Source organism: Streptomyces sp. NPDC051636 (assembly GCF_044453765.1).
Taxonomy (GTDB): domain Bacteria; phylum Actinomycetota; class Actinomycetes; order Streptomycetales; family Streptomycetaceae; genus Streptomyces.
Genome location: NZ_JBITDA010000001.1, coordinates 694,081 through 719,080, shown reverse-complemented (window position 1 = coordinate 719,080; position 25,000 = coordinate 694,081). Strand labels below are relative to the sequence as shown.

At 70.4% G+C, this 25,000-nt stretch carries 19 protein-coding genes and 2 pseudogenes; 9 read left to right on the top strand and 12 right to left on the bottom strand.

All coding sequences use genetic code 11. The annotated features are described in order from the left end of the window. The first annotated feature begins 221 nt into the window (after positions 1-221). The 3 genes from ACIBBH_RS03405 to ACIBBH_RS03395 all read left to right on the top strand — a co-directional run bounded on the left by ACIBBH_RS03405 (position 222) and on the right by ACIBBH_RS03395 (position 3,063). A complete protein-coding gene (locus ACIBBH_RS03405; protein WP_399401418.1) occupies positions 222-917 on the top strand; it encodes an SDR family NAD(P)-dependent oxidoreductase in 696 nt (231 codons plus the stop codon). Beyond that, a complete protein-coding gene (locus ACIBBH_RS03400; RefSeq protein WP_399401416.1) occupies positions 914-1,999 on the top strand; it encodes an S-adenosylmethionine:tRNA ribosyltransferase-isomerase in 1,086 nt (361 codons plus the stop codon). Before ACIBBH_RS03405 ends, ACIBBH_RS03400 begins: the two co-directional genes overlap by 4 nt. A gap of 299 nt (positions 2,000-2,298) precedes the next feature. Continuing rightward, a complete protein-coding gene (locus tag ACIBBH_RS03395) occupies positions 2,299-3,063 on the top strand; it encodes a transglycosylase SLT domain-containing protein (RefSeq protein WP_399401414.1) in 765 nt (254 codons plus the stop codon). An 81-nt stretch (positions 3,064-3,144) separates the two neighbouring features. On the opposite strand, the gene ACIBBH_RS03390 is transcribed toward ACIBBH_RS03395, so the two are convergent. Next, positions 3,145-5,709, bottom strand: a complete 2,565-nt coding sequence (locus tag ACIBBH_RS03390) for an FHA domain-containing protein (RefSeq protein WP_399401412.1) — start codon at positions 5,707-5,709, stop codon at positions 3,145-3,147. A 242-nt stretch (positions 5,710-5,951) separates the two neighbouring features. Between ACIBBH_RS03390 and ACIBBH_RS03385 the strand changes: the two genes are divergently transcribed. Next, positions 5,952-7,925, top strand: coding sequence for a streptophobe family protein (locus ACIBBH_RS03385; RefSeq protein WP_399401410.1), 1,974 nt, complete (start codon positions 5,952-5,954; stop codon positions 7,923-7,925). A gap of 256 nt (positions 7,926-8,181) precedes the next feature. Further along, positions 8,182-9,405 carry a phosphoserine phosphatase SerB gene (serB, locus tag ACIBBH_RS03380; RefSeq protein WP_399401408.1) on the top strand — a complete coding sequence of 408 codons (1,224 nt, stop codon included), beginning with the start codon at positions 8,182-8,184 and terminating at the stop codon, positions 9,403-9,405. A 105-nt stretch (positions 9,406-9,510) separates the two neighbouring features. On the opposite strand, the gene ACIBBH_RS03375 is transcribed toward serB, so the two are convergent. The 4 genes from ACIBBH_RS03375 to ACIBBH_RS03360 all read right to left on the bottom strand — a co-directional run bounded on the left by ACIBBH_RS03375 (position 9,511) and on the right by ACIBBH_RS03360 (position 11,981). Next, a complete protein-coding gene (locus ACIBBH_RS03375; protein WP_399401406.1) occupies positions 9,511-10,029 on the bottom strand; it encodes a SixA phosphatase family protein in 519 nt (172 codons plus the stop codon). A gap of 79 nt (positions 10,030-10,108) precedes the next feature. Beyond that, positions 10,109-10,315 carry a hypothetical protein gene (locus ACIBBH_RS03370; protein WP_399401404.1) on the bottom strand — a complete coding sequence of 69 codons (207 nt, stop codon included), beginning with the start codon at positions 10,313-10,315 and terminating at the stop codon, positions 10,109-10,111. Positions 10,316-10,490: 175 nt separating this feature from the next. Further along, positions 10,491-10,607 (bottom strand): SGM_5486 family transporter-associated protein, encoded by a 117-nt coding sequence (locus ACIBBH_RS03365; protein ID WP_399401402.1) that lies wholly within the window; start codon positions 10,605-10,607, stop codon positions 10,491-10,493. Between the two features lie 75 nt (positions 10,608-10,682). Beyond that, on the bottom strand, positions 10,683-11,981 hold the full coding sequence (locus ACIBBH_RS03360) for a CynX/NimT family MFS transporter (RefSeq protein WP_399401493.1): 1,299 nt from the start codon (positions 11,979-11,981) through the stop codon (positions 10,683-10,685). A gap of 73 nt (positions 11,982-12,054) precedes the next feature. Between ACIBBH_RS03360 and ACIBBH_RS03355 the strand changes: the two genes are divergently transcribed. Continuing rightward, positions 12,055-12,747, top strand: a complete 693-nt coding sequence (locus ACIBBH_RS03355; RefSeq protein ID WP_399401400.1) for a FadR/GntR family transcriptional regulator — start codon at positions 12,055-12,057, stop codon at positions 12,745-12,747. Here the strand turns inward: ACIBBH_RS03355 and ACIBBH_RS03350 are convergent. The 3 genes from ACIBBH_RS03350 to fabG all read right to left on the bottom strand — a co-directional run bounded on the left by ACIBBH_RS03350 (position 12,725) and on the right by fabG (position 14,768). Continuing rightward, a complete protein-coding gene (locus ACIBBH_RS03350) occupies positions 12,725-13,072 on the bottom strand; it encodes a hypothetical protein (protein ID WP_399401398.1) in 348 nt (115 codons plus the stop codon). The genes ACIBBH_RS03355 and ACIBBH_RS03350 overlap by 23 nt on opposite strands. 203 nt (positions 13,073-13,275) lie before the next feature. Beyond that, positions 13,276-14,043: an enoyl-ACP reductase FabI gene (gene fabI / locus ACIBBH_RS03345; RefSeq protein ID WP_399401396.1), complete on the bottom strand. Its 768-nt coding sequence runs from the start codon at positions 14,041-14,043 to the stop codon at positions 13,276-13,278. A 5-nt stretch (positions 14,044-14,048) separates the two neighbouring features. Then, complete coding sequence (fabG, locus tag ACIBBH_RS03340; RefSeq protein ID WP_399401394.1) at positions 14,049-14,768, bottom strand: 3-oxoacyl-[acyl-carrier-protein] reductase; 720 nt, start codon at positions 14,766-14,768, stop codon at positions 14,049-14,051. A 237-nt stretch (positions 14,769-15,005) separates the two neighbouring features. On the opposite strand from fabG, the gene ACIBBH_RS03335 reads away from it, so the two are divergent. Next, the gene (locus ACIBBH_RS03335; protein ID WP_399401392.1) at positions 15,006-16,532 is read left to right on the top strand and encodes a TldD/PmbA family protein; all 1,527 of its coding nucleotides are present in this window, start codon (positions 15,006-15,008) and stop codon (positions 16,530-16,532) included. A 60-nt stretch (positions 16,533-16,592) separates the two neighbouring features. Here ACIBBH_RS03335 and ACIBBH_RS03330 read toward each other — a convergent pair whose 3' ends face one another. The 4 genes and pseudogenes from ACIBBH_RS03330 to ACIBBH_RS03315 form a co-directional block, all read right to left on the bottom strand. Next, on the bottom strand, positions 16,593-17,840 hold the full coding sequence (locus ACIBBH_RS03330) for a tyrosine-type recombinase/integrase (RefSeq protein WP_399401390.1): 1,248 nt from the start codon (positions 17,838-17,840) through the stop codon (positions 16,593-16,595). 47 nt (positions 17,841-17,887) lie between these two features. After that, a complete protein-coding gene (locus ACIBBH_RS03325; RefSeq protein WP_399401388.1) occupies positions 17,888-18,049 on the bottom strand; it encodes an excisionase family DNA-binding protein in 162 nt (53 codons plus the stop codon). A gap of 20 nt (positions 18,050-18,069) precedes the next feature. Next, a pseudogene (locus tag ACIBBH_RS03320) lies at positions 18,070-19,455 on the bottom strand (replication initiator). A 1,747-nt stretch (positions 19,456-21,202) separates the two neighbouring features. Beyond that, a complete protein-coding gene (locus ACIBBH_RS03315; protein WP_399401386.1) occupies positions 21,203-22,384 on the bottom strand; it encodes a helix-turn-helix domain-containing protein in 1,182 nt (393 codons plus the stop codon). A 900-nt stretch (positions 22,385-23,284) separates the two neighbouring features. On the opposite strand from ACIBBH_RS03315, the pseudogene ACIBBH_RS03310 reads away from it, so the two are divergent. Then, positions 23,285-23,551: pseudogene (locus tag ACIBBH_RS03310) on the top strand (metallopeptidase TldD-related protein); the annotation flags it as partial. Beyond that, positions 23,548-24,951 (top strand): metallopeptidase TldD-related protein, encoded by a 1,404-nt coding sequence (locus ACIBBH_RS03305; RefSeq protein WP_399401384.1) that lies wholly within the window; start codon positions 23,548-23,550, stop codon positions 24,949-24,951. The pseudogene ACIBBH_RS03310 and the gene ACIBBH_RS03305, both read left to right, overlap by 4 nt. Positions 24,952-25,000: the final 49 nt, after the last annotated feature.

Genomic DNA, 25,000 nt, shown 5'->3' with positions numbered 1-25,000 from the left:
GGGGTGCGACAGCGCGGATCGGACCGGTGTCGGCACCGGTGGGCCGCTGGACCTAGGGCGGCAGGCGTAGGCCGACGGCTGGGGCGAAAGACCCGGTCCCATGGGGTAGGGCGAAGGGCCTCTCCGTTCTGCGGCCCGCGGCCGAGGCGGCCGGGACGGTCGCGTTCCTACGTTGAGGGCACCGCCGACGGGAGGCGGTCCACGACGAGGGGACGGTTGTCATGCCGGTAGGGATCATCACGGGAGCCTCCAAGGGGCTGGGGCGGGCGCTCGCCGAGGCGCTGGCCACGCGGGGCTGGGATCTGGTGCTGGACGCCCGGGGCGCGGAGGCGCTCGGCGAGGCGGCCGGGGCCGTGTCCGGGCACGGCACGCGTGTGGAGGCGCTGGTGGGGGACGTCACGGACGCCGGGCACCGGACCGAGCTGGTGGCCGCGGCGGCCGGGCTGGGCGGTGTCGACCTGCTGGTCAGCAACGCGAGCGCCCTGGGTGCCGAGCCGCTGGCCCGGCTCGCGGAGCTGCCGCTGGAGGGGCTGCGGCGGGCCCTGGAGGTGAATGTGGTCGCGGCGCTGGGCCTGGTCCAGGAGGCGCTGCCGCCGCTGCGGAAGTCGGCGGCGGGCGCGGTGATCGCGGTCAGCTCGGACGCGGCGGTCGAGGCGTACGGGACGTGGGGCGGGTACGGGGCCTCCAAGGCCGCCCTGGACCAGGTGGCGGCGGTGCTCGGTGCGGAGGAGCCGGGGCTGCGGGTGTGGGCGGTCGATCCCGGGGACATGGCGACGGACCTGTACGCGGCGGCCGTACCGGACGACCACGATCCGCGGCCCGCGCCGGCCGGTGTGGTGCCGGCCTTCCTGCGGCTGCTGGACGAGCGTCCGGCGAGCGGGCGCTACCGCGCGCCGGCGCTGCTGGAGGAGCGATGACCACGGCACTGCGCGTACCGGAGGAGCTGTCGGCGCGGGTGCCGGCCGAGCAGCGCGGGCCGGGGCTGGACCGGGGTGCCGTGCGGCTGCTGGTGTCGCGCGGCACCGAGGTGTCGCACCACGTGTTCGGGGACCTGCCCCGGCTGCTGCGGGCCGGGGACCTGCTGGTGGTGAACACCTCGCCCACGCTGGCCGCCGCGGTGGACGGGCGGATCGGGCACGTGCGCGTGGTGGTGCACTTCTCCACGCGCGGGGACGACGGCAGGTGGGCGGTGGAGCTGCGGGAGCCGGACGGGAAGGGCACCACGCGCGCGCGTGCGGCCGGGCCCGGGGGGACGGTGGTGGGGCTGCCCGGGGGCGCGCGGCTGGTTCTGGAGGAGCCGCTCAGCGAGCGCGGCGAGCGGCTGTGGTGGGCGCGGGTGTCCGGGGCGGAGGTGCTCGGGCTGCTGCGGGGGCACGGGCGGCCCATTCGGTACTCCTACACGGAGCGGGACCAGCCGCTGTCCGCGTACCAGACAGTGTTCGCGCTGCCGTCGGCCGACGGGGCGGGCAGTGCGGAGATGCCGAGCGCGGCGCGGCCCTTCACCGCGCGGCTGGTGACGGAGCTGGTGAGCCGGGGCGTGCGGTTCGCGCCGATCACACTGCACACGGGGGTGGCGTCGGCGGAGGCGCACGAGCCGCCGTATCCGGAGCGGTACGCGGTGCCGGAGGCCTCGGCGCGGTTGATCAACGCCGGGAAGGCCGGTGACGGGCGGGTGATCGCGGTCGGGACGACGGCGGTGCGGGCCGTGGAGTCGGCGGCCGGGCCGGACGGGGTGGTGCGGGCGGCGCGGGGGTGGACCGACCTGGTGGTCACGCCCGAGCGCGGGGTGCGGGTCGTCGAGGGCCTGCTGACCGGGCTGCACGAGCCGGAGGCCTCGCACCTGCTGATGCTGGAGGCGGTGGCGGGGCGGGCCGCGATGGACCGTGGTTATGAGGAGGCGTTGCGCGGGCTCTACCTGTGGCACGAGTTCGGCGACGTCCATCTCATCCTCCCGCAGGAGGATCCTCACGCAGAGCATTACGGCAGCAACGGCCGGTGAAGCTGCTGTGGAGCCCATGTGAGCCCGCACATAGGGCGCACATCACGTACGAAAGGGGTTAGGAGTTCGTAAGCCCCTCGCGAGCGGGACAGATGCTCCAATCTGTCCCGTTTTGCCCTTCCCTGATCCACTACCGGGGATCGTACGTCACACCTTTGCCTCTCGATTTTGCGCCCGCTAAGAATTGCCTCCGTCGCTCAACGCCGTGGGTTTGCCCCGCGGCGTTCCTGCGGGCCGGAGCCGACTCCCCCGCCGCACGAAAGAGCGACCTCCGCGCAATTAGAAGAGGTCCATCAGCCATGCCCCAGAACCTGCACATTCGTCGTCTCAGTCCGGTCCTGACCAAGCACCGCAAGCTCGCCGTCGCCGGTGTCTCCACCCTCGGTGCCGCCGCCATCGCCTTCTCGGCCGTGCCGAGCAGCGCGCAGACGGTTACGACGGGTGCCCCGGCGTCCGCCCCCCAGGTCGCCTACAGCTCCGAGCGGATCCAGAACGTCAAGGGCACCGTCACCGACCAGCTCGCCGCCGAGACGGTGAAGGTCGAGGCCATCGCGGCGAAGAAGAAGGCCGCCCTGGACGCGGCGGCGAAGAAGGCCGCCGAGGCCGCGGCGAAGAAGGCGGCCGCCGCTGCCGCCGTCAAGAAGGCCGCTCAGCAGCGCGCCGCCGAGGCGCGTGCCGTGAAGGCGGCCGCCAGCCGGTCCGCCCAGCGCGCGGTCGTCAGGCCGGCCGCCCTGAAGAGCTACACCAACAACCTGGACGGCTGGATCCGGCACGCCCTGGACATCATGAAGGCCAAGGGCATCCCGGGCAGCTACAGCGGCCTGCACCGCAACATCATGCGGGAGTCCTCCGGCAACCCCAACGCCATCAACGACTGGGACATCAACGCCGTCAACGGCATCCCGTCGAAGGGCCTGCTGCAGGTCATCCCGCCGACCTTCACCGCCTACCACGTCGCCGGCACGTCGTGGAACATCTACGACCCGGTCGCCAACATCACCGCCGCGGCCAACTACGCGGCCCACCGGTACGGCTCGATCGACAACGTCAACAGCGCGTACTGAGGTCGGCGCGGACCTCTTCGGACACGCGGAAGGGCGGCACCCCGTTGCGGGGTGCCGCCCTTCGTCGTACCGGCAGCGCGGTTACTTGCGCATGACCTCGGGTTCGTGGCGGCGCAGGAAGCGGGCCACGAGGAAGCCGCAGAGCACGCCGAGGGCGATCAGGGCGACCATGTCCATGCCCCAGGCGGAGGCCTGGTGGTCCCACAGCGGGTCCGTGCTGGTCGGGTCATCGGCGTTCGGGGCGATGTTGTTGAAGTCCAGCGTGGTGCCGGCGGCGGCCACCGCCCAGCGCGACGGCATCAGGTACGAGACCTGGTTGACGCCCACGGCGCCGTTCAGGGTGAACAGGCAGCCGGTGAACACGACCTGGATGATCGCGAACATGACCAGCAGCGGCATCGTCTTCTCGGCCGTCTTCACCAGCGAGGAGATGACCAGGCCGACCATCATCGAGGTGAAGCCGAGCGCCATGATCGGCACGCACAGCTCGAACAGGGTCGCGTTGCCCAGGATCAGGCCCTTGTCCGGGATCTCCCGGCTGGAGAAGCCGATCACACCGACCATCAGGCCCTGCAGCACGGTGACCGCGCCGAGGACGACCACCTTGGACATCAGGTAGGCCGAGCGGGACAGGCCGGTGGCGCGCTCCCGCTCATAGATGACCCGTTCCTTGATCAGCTCACGCACGGAGTTCGCGGCGCCCGCGAAGCACGCGCCGACGGCGAGGATCAGCAGGACCGTGGTCGCCGTGCCGTTCGGGATGGGCACGCCGGTCTTCGGGTTCACCGGGTTGACCAGCAGGCCCTTGTCCGAGTCGATGAGCAGGCTGACCGCGCCCAGCACCGCCGGCAGGATCACCGTCAGCGCCAGGAAGCCCTTGTCGGAGGCGATGACCGCCACGTACCGCCGGATCAGGGTCATCAGCTGCGAGGCCCAGCCCTGCGGCTTGGGCGGCTTCATCGCCTGCGGCGGAGGCATGTGTACGGACTGCGGGGCGACGGCGTCGATGTCCGCGGCGTACATCTGGTAGTGCTGCGAGCCCTTCCAGCGGCCCGCCCAGTCGTAGTCGCGGTAGTTCTCGAAGGCGGAGAAGACGTCGGCCCAGGTGTCGTAGCCGAAGAAGTTCAGCGCCTCCTCGGGCGGCCCGAAGTAGGCGACCGCGCCGCCCGGCGCCATCACCAGCAGCTTGTCGCACAGCGCCAGCTCGGCCACGGAGTGGGTGACGACGAGGACCGTACGGCCGTCGTCGGCGAGGCCGCGCAGCAGCTGCATGACGTCGCGGTCCATGCCCGGGTCGAGGCCCGAGGTCGGCTCGTCCAGGAAGATCAGCGACGGCTTGGTCAGCAGCTCCAGGGCGACCGAGACCCGCTTGCGCTGGCCGCCGGAGAGGGAGGTGACCTTCTTGTCCTTGTGGATGTCCAGCTTGAGCTCGCGCAGCACCTCGTCGATGCGGGCGTCGCGCTCGGCCGCCGTGGTGTCGGCCGGGAAACGCAGCTTGGCCGCGTACTTGAGGGCCTTCTTGACGCTCAGTTCCTTGTGCAGGATGTCGTCCTGCGGGACCAGGCCGATGCGCTGGCGCAGTTCGGCGAACTGCTTGTACAGGTTCCGGTTGTCGTAGAGGACCTCGCCCTGGTTGGCGGGCCGGTAGCCGGTGAGCGCCTTCAGCAGGGTCGACTTGCCGGAGCCGGACGGGCCGATGACCGCGATCAGCGACTTCTCCGGGACGCCGAAGGAGACGTCCTTGAGGATCTGCTTGCCGCCGTCGACCGTGACGGTCAGGTGGCGGGCGGAGAAGGAGACCTCACCGGTGTCGACGAACTCCTCGAGGCGGTCCCCGACCAGGCGGAACGTGGAGTGGCCGACGCCGACGATGTCGTTCGGGCCGAGCACCGCCGAGCCGCCCTTGGCGATCGGCTGGCCGTTGACGTACGTGCCGTTGTGCGAGCCGAGGTCGCGGATCTCGAAGCGGCCGTCGGGCGTGGCGTGGAACTCGGCGTGGTTGCGGGAGACCTGGAGGTCGGAGACGACCAGGTCGTTCTCCAGCGCGCGGCCGATGCGGATCACGCGGCCGAGGGAGAACTGGTGGAACGTGGTCGGGCTGCGGTCGCCGTAGACCGGTGGCGCCCCCGCGCCACCACCGGGCACCTTCTGCGCGTGACTCTCCGCCGGAGCGCTCTGCTGCTGCGGAATCTGCTGCGGACCGGGCGCGGCCTGCTGCGGCTGCTGCCAGCCGGCCTGCGCCGCGTGCCGCTGGGGTGCCTGCTGCGGCGGGGCCTGCTGGGCCCAGCCGGCGCCCGCGCCCTGGGCGGCGTACGGCTGCTGCTGAGGCTGTGCCTGCGGCACGGCCGCGCCCGCCGCGCCGGAGAGGTTCAGGAGCGGTCCGTCGGTCGCGTTGCCGAGGTGTACGGCCGAGCCGGGGCCGATCTCCATCTGGTGGATCCGCTGACCCTGCACGAACGTGCCGTTGGTGCTGCCGTGGTCCTCGATGACCCAACTGCGGCCGTTGAAGCCGATCGTGGCGTGCCGCCAGGAGACCCTGGCGTCGTCGAACACGATGTCCCCCTGCGGATCGCGTCCGAGGGTGTAGGACCTGGACGCATCGAGCATCCAGGTCCGTCCGTTTGATTCCAGTACGAGTTCCGGCACTCCATGCCCCACTGAGTAGTCCCCCGAGTTACCCCCATCACAGGGAGTCTAGGGATGGCGAACATCGTCGGGAACTATTTCAGGCTCGGCCCTCTGACCGAAAGTCGGGCCTTGCGAAGAGCGCCGACGAGCGCTTCAACTCGTCCCCGTTGACGGGGTTGAAACCGGACCGGAGAGTGGTAATCCCCCGCCAGGGGGACATGCGCGGCGGCCGGCCGCGCCCGCGGATCGGGGGGTCTGCCATGAGCGCTGCCACAGGAGCCGGGACCGCGCGGCACGGCACCGGGCTGCCGTGGGGGGACATCCTGCTGTCGGCGATCGCCGCCGTCAGCTGGGCGTTGATAGGGATGGCGGGTACGGCCGCGCTCGGACTGCACCTGTTACAGGCGGACGCGGCGGGCTCACTGGGCCCGATGACCGCGGCTGTTGTGGCGCTGGGAGCGGGTGGTTCGGTCTCGCCGTCCGGCGATGTGTCGGCATTCGGCCTGAAAGGCGCGGAAGCCCACACCGCCATCGAGATCACGCCACTCGGGGTGAGCCTGGTCGGTGCCCTGCTGCTGTCGTGGTTCTTCCTGCGGTCCCTGCGCACGGCCGGGGTTGTGATCGCCCCCGCCGAACTCCTCGCGCGCGCGGGGGCGGTGGTGGCGCTCTTCGTGGCGATGCTGGGCGGACTGGCCTGGGCAGGGCATGACGTCATCACGATCGACGGGGATTCGCTCGGGCTCGACAGGCTGCCCGGCGGGAGCGGGGGCGGCGGGGTGAGCATCCCCGGCCTCGGCGACCTCGGGGACATCGGCGGTCTGCTGCCCGACCGGATCGGTGACCTGATCCACGCCAAGGCGGCGGTCGGTTTCACCGTGGACACCGCGCCCACCCTGCTCGGGGGCCTCGGCTGGTCCGCCGGAATCCTGCTGATCGCGTTGCTCGTCTCGCGCCGCACTCCGCTGCCGCGCGGCTGGGAGGCGGTGCACCGGGTGGTACGGCCGGCCGCGTCGGCGCTCGTCACCGTGCTGCTCGTGGCCGTGGCGGCGGGCCTCGCGGCGGCGGCCTACGCGGCGGTCGGCGACGACCACCCGGGGCGCATCTGGGGTGCGGCGCTCCTCGGCACGCCGAACGGCGTGTGGCTCGGCGTGCCGGTCGGCCTGTTCGTGCCCTGGGACGGCAAGGCGACGGGCGCACTGGTGGGGCTGCTGCCCGACCCCCTGGACAAGCTCCTCGGCGGGCGGCCGGACCAGCCGGTGGCCCTGGGGCGCCTGGCCGACCTGGACGGCCGGGTGTGGCTGCTCGGGGTGGCGGCGGCGCTGATGATGCTGCTGGCGGGGGTGCTGACAGCGGTGCGGACCCCTGCGGGCCCTGCGCCGGGCGCGTTGGGCTTCGCGGGGCGCTGTGCGCTGCGGCTGGGGGTCGCCACCGCGCTGACGCTGCCGCTGCTGGCCTGGCTGACCGACGTCTCCGTGGACGCCTCGCTGTCCGTCCTCGGCTTCGACGCGTTCGGCGCCGGGGTCGAACTCCACGGCCGTCCGGGCATGGCCCTGCTCCTCGGCGGCGTGTGGGGCGCGGGGGCGGGGGCCGCGGGGGCTCTGCCGGCCTGGGCCGCGGGGGCTGCGGGGCGGGGGGCGGCGCCGCTGGCACTGGGTGACGTGGGAGGTGGGGTGGGCGGTGCCGGTCCCGTTCCCCGGCGCCCGGAGTACGCGGGCCGCTCCGGCCCCTCCGGCCACCACGCCGAGCCATCGGGTCCGTACGCCCCCGGCACGCCGTACCGTCCGCCGGACCCCGCCACCAATCCGTACCTGCGGCTGCCCGACGGACTGCGGGAGCCGGAGGACGCCGCCGGGGACGCCGGGCCGGGCGGGTCCTCGGGCGGGCCGTGGTCGCGGGGTGACGCGGGTGCTCCGGGGGGCGCGGGGCCGTACCGCGAGGCCCGGTCCTCCGGCAGGGCAGGACCGCCCGGCGGTGGCCGGTCGCTCGACCACGCCCCGCCCTCGGGAGACACCGGGCGCGCGCCGGAGGCCGGGTCGCCGGACGAGCCGTCGGCGGCGGGGGACGTGTACGGCGCTCCGACCGTGGCCCGGCCGATCGGCCCGCCTCCCCGCTCGCCACGGCGGCGCCCCTGGACAGGGCCGCGGGACCCGGCGCAGGAGCCGCCCGGCGAGGGGCCACCGCCTCCGCCACCACCGCCACCGCCCTCGTCGGGAGGGCCCAAGGGACGTCGGTGAGGGAAGGCCGCGGGTCCCGCGGGTGGGTCTGCCGGCGGGACCCGGCCGCTCGGGCGGCAGACGCCCGGGCGGCGCAGGGGCGACACCGCGGCCCGCGCTGGGCAGCCGCGCCGGCCGGACGCCGTACGTCGTGCGGCCGAGGCGGTCGTGGCCCGTCCGCCGGGATTCCGCAACCTGAGTGACACCCGCTGTTCCCTGTCCGTCAGACGGACCTCGTGGGCGGCGGGCACTCGGTGCCGGATACGGTGGACACACCATGAGCGCTTCGCAGACCCCCGCCGCACAGGCCTCCGAGGTACCCACCCTCCTCGTCAAGATCTTCGGCAAGGACAGGCCGGGCATCACGGCCGGCCTGTTCGACACCCTGGCCGCCTTCTCCGTGGACGTCGTCGACATCGAGCAGGTCGTCACCCGCGGTCGCCTGGTGCTGTGCGCGCTCGTGACCCAGCCGGCCGCCGGGGTGGAGGGCGACCTCCGGGCCACCGTGCACAGCTGGGCCGAGTCGGTGAAGATGCAGGCGGAGATCATCTCCGGTCGCGGCGACAACCGTCCCCGCGGTCTCGGACGCTCCCTGGTGACCGTGCTCGGGCACCCTCTCACGGCCGAGGCGACCGCCGCGATCGCGGCCCGGATCGCCAAGACCGGCGGCAACATCGACCGTATCTTCCGCCTCGCCAAGTACCCGGTGACGGCGGTGGAGTTCGCGGTGTCCGGCGTGGAGACCGAGCCGCTGCGCACCGCCCTGGTGACGGACGCGGCGGCGCTCGGCGTGGATGTCGCGGTGGTGTCGGCGGGGCTGCACCGGCGGGCCCAGCGCCTGGTGGTGATGGACGTGGACTCCACCCTCATCCAGGACGAGGTGATCGAGCTCTTCGCCGCGCACGCCGGCTGCGAGGACAAGGTCGCCGAGGTGACGGCGGCCGCGATGCGCGGTGAGCTGGACTTCGAGCAGTCGCTGCACGCGCGCGTGGCCCTGCTCGAGGGGCTGGACGCCTCGGTGGTGCAGAAGGTGCGCGCCGAGGTACGGCTGACCCCGGGTGCCCGCACCCTGATCCGTACGCTGAAGCGGCTCGGCTACCAGGTCGGTGTCGTATCGGGCGGGTTCACGCAGGTCACCGATGACCTGAAGGAGCGGCTGGGGCTGGACTTCGCCCAGGCCAACACGCTGGAGATCGTCGACGGGAAGCTGACGGGCCGGGTCACCGGCGAGATCGTGGACCGGGCGGGCAAGGCACGGCTGCTTCGCCGGTTCGCCGCCGAGGCCGGGGTCCCGCTGTCCCAGACGGTGGCGATCGGCGACGGCGCCAACGACCTGGACATGCTGAACGCGGCGGGTCTGGGCGTGGCCTTCAACGCCAAGCCGGTCGTCCGCGAGGCCGCGCACACCGCGGTGAACGTCCCCTTCCTGGACACGGTCCTGTATCTGCTGGGCATCACCCGCGAAGAGGTCGAGGCGGCGGACATGCACGACGAGGGCTGAGCCGCCCGCGCAGGAGGGCTCCGCACACGGGAGGGCCGGCACCGAGGCGGTGCCGGGCCCTTGCGCGTGTGCCGTTATGGGGCGGAGGTCATACGGGGCTCTGAGTCACTCGGAGGGGGCCCAGTAGTCGGCCAGCGTGGCCGTACCCGGTTCCAGGGTCTTCCAGGAGCCGGTGAAGGTCAGGACGGCGAAGGCGGCGGCGGGGAAGCCGCGGCGGTTCATCCGTTCGCGGGCGTCGCCCTCGGCGGAGCCGGACAGGATGTCGGCCAGTCCGTGCACGCCCGGGTTGTGGCCGATGAGGATCACGTTCTGCGCGCCGTCGTCGACTTCGTTGAGCACGGCGATCAGCTCGCCGGGCGAGGCCTCGTAGACCCGCTCCTCGTAGATGGTTTTCGGCCGCTGCGGAAATTCGTGTACGGCGAGCTTCCAGGTCTCGCGGGTCCGGACCGCGGTCGAGCACAGGGCCAGGTCGAGGTGGATACCGGTGTCGGCCAGCTTGCGGCCGGCGACTGCGGCGTCCTTGCGGCCCCGCTCGGCGAGCGGCCGCTCGTGGTCGTTCACCTGTGGCCAGTCGGCTTTCGCATGCCGGAAGAGGACGATCCTGCGGGGGTCTGCGACGCTCATGGGACCCAGCTTCGCATGAAACAGGCCATGGGGCGCAGGGAGTTGACATGCGGATTCTCCGCCGGAGGGCACCCCGCCGCTAGCGGACCAGCAGCTGCCGCACCCGTTCGAAGAGGTGGGTGAGTGCCGGGTGGCCGGTGGCCGCCTGGGCGTCCGACGGGTTGAGGATCAGCACGAGCAGGCAGACGAAGGCGAGCGCGGGCAGGACGACGGCCCACCAGGGCAGCCGGATGTCGACGCCGCCCGAGGTGGCCGGGCGGGGCCGCGTGTGCGTACGGGCCGACATGATCGCCTCCGCGGGTCTCCGGGTGGTCCGTGGCCCGCCTGTCGCGGCCACATCTCGAAGCTACGGAATCCGCGCACGCCGACCCATCCGGTGATCCACCCACTTGACCCTGACCCTCGCCCCCTAGGGGATGGGGGGTTAACCCCACCATCACCGCCGGGGGCCGGGGGCCGGGTCACGGGGACGCGACGGTGGCGATGATGGCGATGATCAGGAAGATGGCGAAGAACGCGCCGAAGACGAGCAGCATCTTCTTCTGGCCGTTCCTGGGGTTCGGGTCGAGCACAGGCATACGGTCAGTCTCGCACCCTCCGTCCGCACCGGATCCGCCGGGGTGAGGCCCCCCGGGCCCCTGCGCGCGGCGGGTTCAGCGCCCCGCCTCGTCCTCCACCGTCCGGTCGCGGCCCGCCAGGACGCCCACGGCCATCTGCGGGAGCATGAGGCCGGCCATGAGCGCGATCGGCAGGCCCCAGCCGCCGCTGCTCTGGTAGAGGACGCCGACCAGCAGCGGTCCGGGGATCGAGATCAGGTAGCCGGTGCTCTGCGCGAAGGCCGACAACTGGGCGACGCCCGCGCCGGTCCTGGCCCGCATGCCGACCATGGTGAGGGCCAGCGGGAAGGCGCAGTTGGAGACGCCCAGCAGCAGGGCCCAGGCCCAGGCGCCGCCGGCCGGCGCGAAGTACAGGCCGGCGTATCCGGCCAGGCCGCAGGCGCCGAGGGCCAGCGCGATCGGGCCCTGGTGGGGCAGCCGGGTGGCCAGGCGCGGGATGACGAAGGCCAGGGGCACGCCCATCACCATGGTGACGGCGAGGAGAAGGCCCGCCGTGCCCGCGGCGACGCCCGCGTCGCGGAATATCTGCGCCATCCAGCCCATCGTGACGTAGGCGGCGGTGGCCTGGAGCCCGAAGAAGACGGCCAGCGCCCAGGCCGTACGGCTCCGGGCGACGCGCAGCGCCGGCTCCTGGCGGTGCTGCCGTGCGGGTTCCGGGTCGGCGGGCGCCGGCCCCCGGTGCCGTACCAGCGGAAGCCACGGCAGGACCGCGGCGGCGGCGAGGGCCGCCCACACGGCGAGCCCGGACCGCCAGCCGCCGCCCAGCGCGTCGGTCAGGGGCACGGTCACCGCGGCTGCGGCCGAGGTGCCGGCGGCGAGGGCCATCGAGTACAGGCCGGTCATGGAGCCCACCCGGTCGGGGAACCAGCGCTTGACGATGACCGGCATCAGGACGTTGCTGACCGCGATGCCCATGAGGGCGAGGGCGCTGGCGGCCAGGAAGCCGCCGGTGCTTCCCGCGTACGGCCGTATCAGCAGGCCGGCGGCGATGGCGACCATGCCCGCGCACACCACCGCGGCCGGGCCGAAGCGGCGGGCGAGGCGGGGGGCGGTGACGCCGAAGACGGCGAAGCACAGCGGGGGGACGGAGGTGAGCAGTCCGGCCGCGCTGCCGCTCATGCCGAGGCCGTCGCGGACCTCCTCCAGGAGCGCGCCGAGGCTGGTGATGGCGGGGCGGAGGTTCAGGGCGGACAGCACGATGCCGAGGACGACCAGACGTGTCGCCCACGCGCGCGGGGCGGCCGCGGCCGTACCGGGTTCGGCCGCGGCCGTGCCGGTCCTGGCTGTCGTACGGGTCTGCGTTGTCCGTGTTTCCTCGCCTGCCATGCCCACCATCATAGAATCATGGGATGATTGGTCGTCCATCCCCGTGCGGCCGGCTGCCGGCCCTTCCGTGCGAAGGTGTGCCATGCCCCTGAGCCACCCCCGCCGTTCGGCGTTGTCCGAACAGGTCATCGCCGAGTTGCGCAACCAGATCACCTCGGGCGAGTGGCCGGTCGGCTCGCGCATCCCGACCGAGCCCGAGCTGGTCGAACAGCTCGGGGTCGCCCGCAACACCGTCCGGGAGGCCGTCCGCGCGCTCGCGCACAACGGACTGCTCGACATCCGGCAGGGCTCGGGCACGTACGTCGTGGCGACCAGTGAGCTGGCAGGGGTGATGCACCGGCGCTTCGCCGACGCCGACCCGCGGCACATCGCCGAACTGCGCTCCACCCTGGAGTCGGCGGCGGCGAAGCTGGCCGCCGAGCGACGCACCGAGAAGGACCTCAAGCAGCTCGACGCGCTCCTGGCGCGGCGCGAGGAGGCCTGGGAGTCGGGCGACGCGGAGGCCTTCGTGACGGCGGACGCGACCTTCCACCTGGCCGTGGTGGCCGCCTCCCACAACGACGTCATGACGGCGATGTACGCCGACCTGGGCGAGGTGCTGCGGGACTGGCTGCGCGCGGACGTGGGCGCGCGGCTGACGCCCGAGACGCACATGGACCACACCCGGCTCGTGGACGCGATCCGCGCGGGCGACGCGGTCGCGGCCGCCGCGGAGGCCGCGAGCTATCCCTTCCTGTGCCGTCCGGGGCGGTTCAGCTCACCTTCTGGTGGCTGACCCACGCCGAGCGGACGTCCTTCCAGCACCGTCCCGCCAGCCGGACGGTCATCGCGGGCCCGGCGTCCACGGGGACGCCGTCCGTGTCGAGGTCCCACCAGCGGGCGCACTCGATGTGCAGGCGCACGCGGTCGGTGTCGACATAGGGGTTGTGGCAGTACGCCACCACATGCGAGCCGCGGACGGTCGTACGGCACTCCGCCCCGAACAGCGGCAGCGGCGGCTTGCCGTCCTTCACGCGCGCGTGCGGCATCGCCTCGTACGGCAGGGACACCACGAGGGCGACGGCTACGGTCACTGAGGCCAGGCTGCGGGACAGGCGCACAGGAAGACCTCCTCGGCCGGGCTGGGGAGGGCATTCGCGAGGTGAACGCGTACTCCAGGGTGCGCCGCCCCGCACCTCGGCGCCCGGCCGACGAGCCGAACGGGTGACGCCCTGGCGAGCGGGCCCGCATCGGGGGGACGCACCGGGGCCCGCACCCCGGAAGGATGCGGGCCCCGGCTACGGCCAAGCCTCAGCGGCAGCGGTCACGCACCGATGGCGTGCAGACCGCCGTCCACGTGGATGATCTCGCCGGTGGTCTTCGGGAACCAGTCGCTCAGCAGGGCGACGACGCCGCGGCCGGCCGGCTCCGGGTCCTTGAGGTCCCACTCCAGGGGGGCGCGGGTGTCCCACACGGAGGCCAGCTCGGCGAAGCCGGGGATGGACTGGGCGGCCATGGAGCCGATGGGGCCGGCGGAGATCAGGTTGCAGCGGATGTTCTGCTTGCCCAGGTCACGCGCCATGTAGCGGCTGGTGGCCTCCAGGGCGGCCTTGGCCGGGCCCATCCAGTCGTACTGCGGCCAGGCGTACTGGGCGTCGAAGGTGAGGCCGACGACCGAGCCGCCGTTCTGCATCAGCGGCAGGCAGGCCATGGTGAGCGACTTCAGGGAGTACGCCGAGACGTGCATGGCCGTGGCGACCGACTCGAAGGGCGTGTTGAGGAAGTTGCCGCCGAGCGCGTCCTGCGGCGCGAAGCCGATGGAGTGCACGACGCCGTCGAGGCCGCCGAGCTCCTCGCCGACGATGTCGGCCAGGCGGCCGAGGTGCTCGTCGTTCGTCACGTCGAGCTCGATGACCTTGGTGGGCTTGGGCAGCTTCTTGGCGATGCGCTCGGTCAGCGTGGGCCGCGGGAACGCGGTCAGGATGATCTCGGCGCCCTGCTCCTGGGCCAGCTTGGCGGTGTGGAAGGCGATGGAGGACTCCATCAGCACACCGGTGATCAGGACGCGCTTGCCCTCGAGGATTCCGCTCATGGTGATCAGTGACCCATTCCCAGTCCGCCGTCAACGGGGATGACGGCTCCAGTGATGTACGAGGCGTCGTCCGAGGCGAGGAACCGCACCGCCGCGGCGATCTCCTCGGGCTGCGCGTAACGGCCGAGCGGCACCTGCGAGACGATGCCGGCGCGCTGCTCGTCGGTGAGCGCCTTGGTCATGTCTGTGTCGACGAAGCCGGGCGCGACGACGTTGAAGGTGATGTTGCGCGAGCCCAGCTCACGGGCGAGGGAGCGCGCGAAGCCGACCAGGGCGGCCTTGGAGGCGGCGTAGTTCGCCTGACCGGCCGAGCCGAGCAGCCCGACGACCGACGAGATCAGGACGACGCGGCCCTTCTTGGCGCGCAGCATGGCGCGGTTGGCACGCTTGACCACGCGGAAGGTGCCAGTGAGGTTGGTGTCGACGACCGAGGTGAAGTCCTCCTCGGACATGCGCATCAGGAGCTGGTCCTTGGTGATGCCGGCGTTGGCGATCAGGACCTCGACCGGGCCGTGCTGGGCCTCGATCTCCTTGTAGGCCTGCTCCACCTGCTCGGAGTCGGTGATGTCGCACTTGACGGCGAGGCAGCCCAGTTCTGCCAGGGCGGCCGGCGGCTCACCCGAGCGGTACGTGATCGCGACCTTGTCGCCGGCGTCGGCGAAGGCGCGGGCGATGGCGAGGCCGATGCCCCGGTTGCCTCCGGTGACGAGAACCGAGCGGCTCAACGGATCACCCTTTCGATAGCGGTCTGACACGCCGCCCGAACAGCTGGTGACAGGCGGCTTCCTCGAAAACCTATCGGTCCGGCCGCACCGGGAGGCAAGCGGGCACCGACAGTGGCTTGCGGAAGTGACTGTCGGGACCCTACAGAAACTGCTGGCGCGGGACCGAAACGTGTGGTCCGCGGGGCGGGTCGCGCGACATGATCGGACCCGACAGGCCACGACAGCTGGGAGACCTCCGTGCCTCATTCCATCGACGAAGCCTTCACGGCGCTTCCCCTACGCGCCCTGGCCGACGCCGCGCTCGCACGCGCGCGTGCGCTGGGGGCCGAGCACGCGGACTTCCGGTTCGAGCGGGTGCGCAGCGCGTCCTGGCGGTTCAGGGACGCCAAGCCCGCCGGGTCGTCGGACACCACCGACCTCGGGTACGCGGTGCGGGTCGTGCACGGCGGGACGTGGGGCTTCGCGTCCGGGGTGGATCTGAGTCTGGACGCCGCCGCCAAGGTCGCCTCGCAGGCCGTGGCGATGGCGAAGCTCTCCGCGCAGGTGATCCGGGCGGCGGGGTCGGACGAGCGGGTGGAGCTCGCCGACGAGCCGGTGCACGCCGGGAAGACCTGGGTCTCGTCGTACGAGATCGACCCGTTCACCGTGCCGGACGAGGAGAAGTCGGCGCTGCTGGCGGACTGGAGCGCGCGGCTGCTGGCAGCGGACGGGGTCAACCACGTCGACGCCTCGCTGCTCACCGTCCACGAGAACAAGTTCTACGCGGACACCGCGGGAACGGTGACCACGCAGCAGCGGGTGCGGCTGCATCCGCAGCTGACCGCGGTGGCAGTGGACGAGTCCAGCGGCGAGTTCGACTCGATGCGGACCATCGCGCCGCCGGCCGGGCGCGGCTGGGAGTACCTCACCGGCACCGGCTGGGACTGGGAGGACGAGCTCGCGCGGATCCCGGAGCTGCTGGCCGAGAAGATGCGGGCGCCGAGCGTCGAGCCGGGGCTGTACGACCTGGTGGTCGACCCGTCCAACCTGTGGCTGACCATCCACGAGTCCATCGGACACGCCACGGAGCTGGACCGGGCGCTCGGGTACGAGGCCGCCTACGCCGGCACCTCCTTCGCCACCTTCGACCAGCTCGGCAAGCTGAGGTACGGCTCGGAGCTGATGAACGTCACCGGTGACCGCACCGCCGAGCACGGCCTGGCCACCGTCGGGTACGACGACGAGGGTGTCGAGGCGCAGTCCTGGGACCTGGTGAAGGACGGCACGCTCGTCGGCTACCAGCTGGACCGGCGGATCGCGAGGCTGACCGGGTTCGAGCGGTCCAACGGGTGCGCCTTCGCCGACTCCCCCGGGCACGTGCCCGTGCAGCGCATGGCCAACGTCTCGCTCCGGCCGGATCCGGCCGGGATGTCCACGGAGGACCTGATCGGGGGCGTCGACCGGGGCATCTACGTCGTCGGCGACCGGTCCTGGTCCATCGACATGCAGCGCTACAACTTCCAGTTTACGGGTCAGAGGGCATACATGATCCGGAACGGCCGCCTTGAGGGGCAGGTAAAGGACTTTGCATATCAGGGGGTCACCCCCCAGTTCTGGGGCTCCATGGAAGCTGTCGGAGGCCCCCAGACCTACGTGCTAGGAGGGGCCTTCAACTGTGGAAAGGCCCAGCCCGGCCAGGTCGCTTCCGTGTCTCACGGGTGCCCGTCCGCAATGTTTCGGAGTGTGAACATCCTGAACACTGCAAACGAGTCCGGCCGCTCCTGAGGGGGCGACCGATCCGACTCGAAGTCTGCACCAGGTCGACACGCGATCACGGCCCACCACCTACGCCACGTCGTCCCAGTCCTCGATGTCGTCCTCCGTGGGCGTCAGCGAGGGCGGGACGATCAGGCCCTTGAACGGCTCCAGCCTCAGCCCCAGGCGGTTGTGCATGGTGCGGGCGCCACGGTCCATGGCGCGGCGGACGAGGTGGCCGTAGACCAGTTCCGTAGTCCGAGTGGTGCGGTGACCGACCCACGCCGCCACCTCGAAGAGCGGAATCTGAGCATGGATCGCCTCGGAGACGAAGAAGTGCCGGAAGCTCTTCGGGGTGTACTGCGGAGTCCCGGCCAGCTTGGCCGCCGCCTTGAACTGATCCAGGAACCAGTCATAGGACGGGTGGCGGTCATTCAGCCGGGGGGATTCGAAGAACCAGCCTCGATCTCCCCACGTCCCGAACGCGTCAATGTGATCATTTAAGATCTCGTTGATTGATTCGGGTACCGGGGTCTTTCGAGCCTGTTCGAAGGCGCGATGTTTCGTGCCCCGCTTCACACCCCGCCTATAGCCGGAGATTTCCTGGCAGCCGTAGGCCGAGACCTGGTGATCCACGGCGAGTACGCTTCGCTCCCAGTCCATTGACTCGTCAGAGAGTGCCAGAGCCTCCCCCGGACGCACGCCGCAACCCGCCATGGCCCAGAAGCCGGCCCGGATCAGCTTCGGAGCCTCCGCGATGATCCCCAGAACCTCTTCCATGGTCGGGATGTCTTCATCGGTGACCGGGGTTACTTGCTGACCCGAGCGCCTACGGGGGTTCGCTTTCTTACACGGATTGCGGCCGATGATCTCGGCTGCTACCGCGTAGTTGAAGACGGATGAGAGGACGTTCTTACGTCCGTTGATCCCAGTTTCCTTGTAGCCGCGCTCCTTCTGGTCCGCCTCCCATTCCAGAATCGTCGTAGGGGTGATACTGCCGATGGGCTTGTTCCCGAAGAAGGGGCCGTAGTGGTTGTCATAGACGCTCTGGTAATTCCTCTTTGAGGACTCTTCCAGAGTTCCGGCCTCAACCCACTCGTGCCAGACCTGCTCGAACGTCCGCTGCCCTGCTTTGGGGTTGATGTAGGTCCCCAAGTCCTTGTCCCGCTCGACCTTGACCGCGAACGCTTCCGCGTCTTCGAGCTTCTTGAAGGACACCTGCCGGGGCTTGCCTGCCCTGCCCCCGGGCTCCCGGTACGTCACCCGGTACGGCTTGTGAGGGCACGTGGGTTTCTTGCGCCGGGGGCAGGAGCAGTCTTCTTTCTTGATGGTCGCCACGCGTGTTAACCCTTCACATGTTGATTGGTTGGTGACTGATCGTCAGCCTACCCTTGCTGCATACGCTCCTCAACCCAGTTGTGCGGACCACGAGTTGGGAACCGGACATGTTTGCCGACCTTGAGGAACGGGATGCCCCAGCGCCGGTACGAGTCCATGAGGACGCGCTTCGTCACACCGAGTTCTGCCGCCGCCTCATCCGGCGTCATGAGCAGGTTGCTACCGCCCCTCACCACCGCTCACCCCACTTCTGCGCGTCCTCCCGTGCTTCCCTGGCCAGTTGGAGACTCTGCGCGTGGTCTTCGGCGATCCCGAGGGCAATGCCAGCCTCACCGGGGGTGTAGCCGGAGCCGACGTAGCGCCAGGCCGATTCCGTGACCGTGTTCGGGTCGTCCACAGGTTTGGCCCCGTCCCGGCGGTGATCGGCGCGTTCCTCACGCAGTGCGCTGTACGTGGTGGAGTAGCGGCGGGACTTGGTGAGGATGTGGCCCCGGTAGCCGAGGCTGTGAGCCCAGGACCGGAGCCGGAGGTGTTCCAGTTCGGCCAGGCCGCCCAGGCGCCAGCACGTAGCCATCAAGGCCCCCACGTGCGATGTGACGACGGCTGCATGGATGTCGTCCAGGCTGGTGACGCGGTAGTCCAGTCCGGCGCCGGTTTCGGCTGTTCCCTTGGAGACGTACTTGGCCACGTAGGCAGCGACCGCGTCATCGGTGGGTCCCTCGTCGTCGGCGAAGGACCAGATGGGCCGCACTGCCAACTATGCGCCGAAGGCGAGGAGTTCGGTTGCGTAGGCGTCCGATTCCGGGACGCGCACGTTCGCCGATGCGGCAGCCGTGTGTACGGCGTCGGTGAGCAGTTCGGCCGTGGCCCAGTCGGGGGAAGGGGCGCCGGGACCTGCCGGACCGTCCAGGCGTACCACCCCGTGGAAGTGGATAGCTGCACGCCTTTGGTACTCGGCGACCTTGGCGAAGGACACCACCAGGTGGTCACGGAGCTTCGAGCGCGGGATCCCTGCGGTGGAGGCGAGGTGCCGCCGTACAGCGGTGGTGAACCGATCCCACAGGCGCCCGGCGTGCGCGTGCCACAGCACATGGGCCACGTGGTCGTAGCAGTCCGGGCACAGAGGACGGCCCAGCGCCGTGTCATCCTCGGCGTGCACCAGGCCGCAGCCGACCGGACGCCCGTGTTCGCACTCTCCGCCGTCCCGGCGCGGTCGGCATCGCTCACCGTCGAGGAAGCGATGAACCGACCCGAATGAGGGCGCCGTCAGCGTGACGAACAAACGGGGCTGATTGCGCACCGCATCGGGCACGTTCTCGCCGCCGGACAGGCCCGCGCGGATCAGCTGATAGGTGTCGCCCGCATGCAGGTAGGAGCACGGCTCACAGAGCGACGAGCGGCGGTTGCGGCAGCGCACGGCCAGCCGCTCACTCGGCTCCCCGGCAGTCGAATAGGAAGAGATCAGCTCACCCGTCAGCGCATCCCGGGTGACCGTGGAGCCAGACAGGTAGACCGGATGGGTACAACCCCCAATGACCTTGATCTGCTCCAGCCAGCGCGGGAACAGGGGGTCGTTTGCCAGACGGATGATGTCCCGATCGGCATCGGAGAGCATCCGCAGACGCTTTTCGCGCTCCAGATCAGCGGAGCGGCTATTGAAAGTAGTCACCTCTTGTGAGGTGTTGAACACAGGGCACCTCCAAAACGGACGGACGGGGAGGAGCGCGAGCAGAGGCGTAGGCGTGAGTCATCTGAAGTCTCCTTGGCTTTGACTTGGCTTGAATTGCTGCAGAGTCAGGAATGAGAGCGGGGTCGAGGCAGCGTGAGAGAGAACGAAGACAGAGAAGGCAGAAGAAGGCTGAAGGCGTGATATCGCCTGAAGAAAGTCTGTGTCTATGTCTGTGTCTGAGATTCGCTGAAAGAAGGCTCGTCGCTCGAACGCCCATGATCCCAGAGGCACCCCGGGGACGCCAACGAATTACCGCCGCAGGCCGAGCACTTGAGGCGCGGCCGGAGAGAACCCCATGGTGACCGTAACGGGTTGCCTGGGGAGTCTGGTCAGCCGGTTGCGCCCCGGACCATGCGCCCAGCGGGAAGCGGGAGCGGGCAGCGGTGCAGGGCAGGTGTCGGAATCTGTCTTCACTTCCTCCAGGCGCGCCTTCGGCGCGCCGCCGGGGCGGCTTGCCGCACCCCGGCCCGGCATGCGGCCTTCGGCCGGTCCGGTCCGGGGCGCCGCCGCCCCGGCGCACACCAAGCGACCTGAGAGCGGAGCCAGTTCCTCACAGCCCACCTTCCCAGCCCCGCCCCCGTGGACTCATGCACCGTGGCTCACGCCCTCCAGACGCCCACAGCACCGATCCGGCCCACGGTGTTCACCGGCCAACATCAGGCCCGCCACGGCCAGCGTGCTCACCCCCGTGCCCCCAGAACAGGCCACACCGCGCAACCCTCTGCGGCTGGGGCCGACGGCCTCCGAGGATTTTAGGCAGCCACCATGGGGCGAGCCTCGAAGAACAGGGGGCCGATCGGGCTATTGCGGGCAGGTCCCAAAGACTGCCCGATCCGCTGGCGAGCGTAAGGCCCCCTGTTCACTCGCCCCATGGCAGCTCCAGCCCAAAATCCTCTCCGGCCGGCGGCGTGCCCCAGCGCGCCATCACGGCACCACGGGCCCGGACAGCATAGAGCCCCGCCCATACGCCGGGGGGAGACGCACAGACGGGGCAGCCGACTCGCTGAGCCTTGATTCGCCGTCTTCAGCGAGCCGGGGTCATTCGTCCCGTGCCACACGGGCGTGATCGGCCACGACACGGCCGTCCGGCGCCGTCTGGACGTGCGCAGGTGACGCCATCAGATGGGCCGCTACCTTCTGCACCACGTCAGCGTTCCACGTCCCCATAGCCACCATCGGACGGCCGTCCGGCGCTACGCGGGGAGCCAGCCAGCCAACGTCCCGGTTCGGAATCCCGATGGCCAGCAGTGCCTGCCGCAGCGCCTCATGCGCGTCAGCAGCGGCTTCTTGCTGCTCTTGTAGATCTCCATGGGGATCACTGCCCCGTCCCCTTCGGTGCGCAAGCCGTGTGCCAGTAGGCCACGATCGGAGACGAGTCCCGGCGGGACAGCATCCCCCGGCGGCAGCTCTCAAGACTCCTGATCGGCACACCGCATGCCGGGCACGTTTCACCGGCCGGGGCGTAGGTCGTGTACTCCCACTGACGCGCGTCGGCATCGATCGTGGTCATGCGCTCACGGACAGCTGTCTCTGCTGCTCTACCTTGGGTCGCCATGCATATGACGCTATGTAACGGCAGGAACACACCTCAATGGCACTTTGATGGGAGGCCAGCCTGAAGTGCCACACCGAGTCACACCGATACGCCGATCGCGTCAGCCAGGTCCCGCATCTCCTGCGTGAGGGTGCGCCGACGCGCGATCACTCGGCCGAAGATGTCCCGCGCGTAGCGTTGGTTAGGCAGCCACTGTGGAGCGTCCGCGCGGATGCCCTGCAAGACCTCAACCGTCTTCGCGTAGTCACGCGAGCGAGCATGCGCCTCCGCCACGTCCAGGAGGTGACGGTTGCGGTTGTTGGAGGTGGGCCGCATGCCGCTGGTCGGGATGCGCTTCGAGAGCTTGAGCACCAAGTCCGGCTTGTCGACGATCATGGCATTCTCGGCCCGCTTCAGAGCCACCGTGACCGGCCCGAATGCCTGCAAGAAGTCGTCGCGCGGAGCGAACTCCCGCCCCATAGCGACCGCCGCCGAGTTGGCGTAGCGCAACGCGTCTTCAGCCTCCCCGGACCGGTTGTCCCGGATCGCAGCAGCGGAGGCCCGCAGCAGCAGCCAGCCCCAGGCGCTCAGCTCCGCCGGGGTCGCCCGCGAAATGCGGGGCTCGACCTCATCCGCCCACCGCGTTGCCAGCTCCCGCGCCTCAGACAGCCGACCGCGCCTCAGCAGGAGCCAGCACTGTGTGCTCACTGTCGCCGCCGCTTGAAGCCGATCCGACGACTCCTCCAGCGACCGGGACAGAGCGATATCGGCCGCCTCGAACTGCCGAGTCTGTGTGAGCAGCCAGCCTGTGAGCTGTGAGAGCCGGACACGTACAGCCCGCCCCTCTGGGCCACTCTCGGCGATCAGATCGGCATCCCGCAGCAGGGGCGGAAGGATCACACTCAGCTCTGCGAAACGATCACCGGAGAAGAGCGGCAGGGCTGATTCCAGCGCGTCCCGGACACCGCCCACGGTCGGCTCTTCCGTCGCACCGTCCGCCCGTACTGGCGCCACGAGCGCACGCCGGACAGCCTCCCAACGATCATCAGCACCCGGCACCGTGTCCGGCTCGTCCTCATGTTCGGCCACGAGGTTCGTTGTCGGCACCCGTAGCGCCTGCGCCAGTTGGCGCGCAGTCTCCAACCGCGTGTCGGCCCGCTCTCCTTGCTCCAACTTCCGGATCAAGGACACAGACACACCGGACTCAGTCGCTAGCTGGCGCTGCGTCATCCCGCGCCGCTTGCGTACTTCCTGAAGCCGCTTACCAATGTCGGCACCCATGATTCGAGCGTACGGCTCCGGCAGCGCATCCACGCGGGGTTCACGGGCTCATCTCCCTCTGTGGAACGTAGCCTTCCGCTTCAACCTCAAGAAAAGCTCAGATCAATCACGCTGTTCCGGTGCCGGACAGAGGGTTACCCATCACGACCTCTTGTATTCTGGGTGAACTCGCCGCGCTCCTCGCGGCAGGCCTGCTGACGACAGTCAGCGGGACTGCTGGAGGAGCAAGGAGGAGAAGTGATTGATCAACGCGACACAAAGCCCCGCAGGCGACGGCGGACTGACACTGACAGGTGGCGGACTCACCTAGCGATTGCGAGGTTGATCGTGACGATCATCGCCACCGTGGGGCGGTTCATGCAGTAACGCCCCACAGACGAGACGGTCGCACCGGAGCTGCTCCGCAGCAAGCCCGGTCGAGTGCTAGGCGACCGGGCTCGTGAACTGCATTGGAGGGTCTGATTCGGGGTGCCACCCGAGTCAGGCCCTTCGGTGTCTTCGGGGGCTTGATGCTACCTAGCAGCCACCCCGTTCCGACAGGAACAACTTTACCGCATGTAGCTACACCCCGAGCTGAGGTCGCTTCCAGCAGCAGACAGCCGAAATAGGCCAGTGCCCACCGCAAACCACCTGGCCAGAGGAGGGCGCCCTGCTTGTCTGAGGAAGGAATTACAGCGCTCACCCATGCGCTCGGTAGGTACTCTCTGCACTGATCCACAGCGCCACTTCCAGACGCTTCCTCGGGCCCCCAGGTAGCCCCGGAGGTCGACACCAGGTCATCACCAGACCCCGTGCAGTCCGGTTTCACCCCGTATGAACAGGGATTGAGGGCAGACCGTGAATAACCGCCTGACCTGCAAAAACGCCGATCAGAGAGGTACGCCCCCTGACCCTACGGAAAACTTCCAGTTCACCGGGCAGCGCTTCTTCAGGATCGAGAACGGGCGGATCACCGGGCAGCTGCGGGACGTCGCCTACCAGGCGACCACCACCGACTTCTGGGGCTCCATGGCGGCCGTCGGCGGCCCGCAGACGTACGTCCTGGGCGGCGCCTTCAACTGCGGCAAGGCCCAGCCGGGACAGGTGGCCGCCGTGTCGCACGGCTGCCCCTCCGCCCTCTTCAAGGGCGTCAACATCCTCAACACCACGCAGGAGGCCGGTCGATGAGCGCGGGTACCAACAAGGCGCACAAGCCGCACGAGGTCGTCGAGCGCGCCCTCGAGCTGTCCCGGGCCGACGGCTGCGTCGTGATCGCCGACGAGCACTCGACGGCCAACCTGCGCTGGGCGGGCAACGCGCTGACCACCAACGGTGTCACCCGCGGCCGTACGCTCACGGTGATCGCGACCGTGGACGGCCAGGAGGGCACCGCCTCCGGTGTCGTGTCGCGGTCCGCGGTGACCGCCGAGGAGCTGGAGCCGCTGGTGCGGGCCGCCGAGGCCGCCGCGCGCGGCGCCGGGCCCGCCGAGGACGCGCAGCCGCTGGTCGCGGGCGTACCGGAGTCCGCGGACTTCACGGACGCGCCCGCCGAGACCACCTCCGCCGTGTTCGCGGACTTCGCCCCGGCACTCGGCGAGGCCTTCGCACGCGCGCGTGCGGGCGGCCGTGAGCTGTACGGCTTCGCCAACCACGAGCTGGTGTCCACGTACCTGGGGACGTCCACGGGCCTGCGCCTGAGGCACGACCAGCCCAACGGCACGCTGGAGGTCAACGCCAAGTCCCCGGACCGGACGCGCTCGGCGTGGGCGGGGCGCTCCACGCGGGACTTCAAGGATGTCGACCCGGGCGCGCTGGACGCCGAGCTGGCCGTACGCCTCGGCTGGGCGGAGCGGCGGATCGAGCTGCCCGCGGGCCGCTACGAGACGTTGCTGCCGCCGACCGCGGTGGCCGACCTGCTGATCTACCAGCTGTGGTCGGCGTCGGGCCGGGACGCGGCCGAGGGGCGGACGGTGTTCTCCAAGCCGGGCGGCGGCACCCGTGTCGGCGAGAAGCTGACCGAGCTGCCGCTGAGCCTGCGCAGCGACCCGAACGAGCCGGGCCTGGAGTGCCCCCCGTTCGTGATCGCGCACTCCTCCGGCGGCGACCAGTCGGTGTTCGACAACGGGCTTCCGGTCGGGGCGGTCGAGTGGATCGGCGACGGTCAGCTGAAGCACCTGACGACCACCCGGCACAGCGCGGGCCTGACCGGGCTGCCGGTGGCCCCGGCGATCGGCAACCTGATCCTCGACGGCGGCGAGGACCGCTCCTTGGCCGAGATGGTCGCCGCCACCGAGCGCGGTCTGCTGCTGACCTGCCTGTGGTACATCCGCGAGGTCGACCCGGCGACGCTGCTGCTGACCGGGCTGACCCGGGACGGCGTCTACCTCGTCGAGAACGGCGAGGTGACCGGCGAGGTGAACAACTTCCGGTTCAACGAGTCGCCGGTGGACCTGCTGGGGCGGGCCACCGAGGCCGGACGCACGGAAAAGACGCTGCCCAGGGAGTGGAGCGACTGGTTCACTAGGGCTGCGATGCCCGCGCTGCGGGTGCCCGACTTCAACATGAGTTCCGTCAGTCAGGGCGTATAACCTCGTAGCCGGTAGTCGCTCGGCTGCCCGAAGATCACCTAGGAGATAC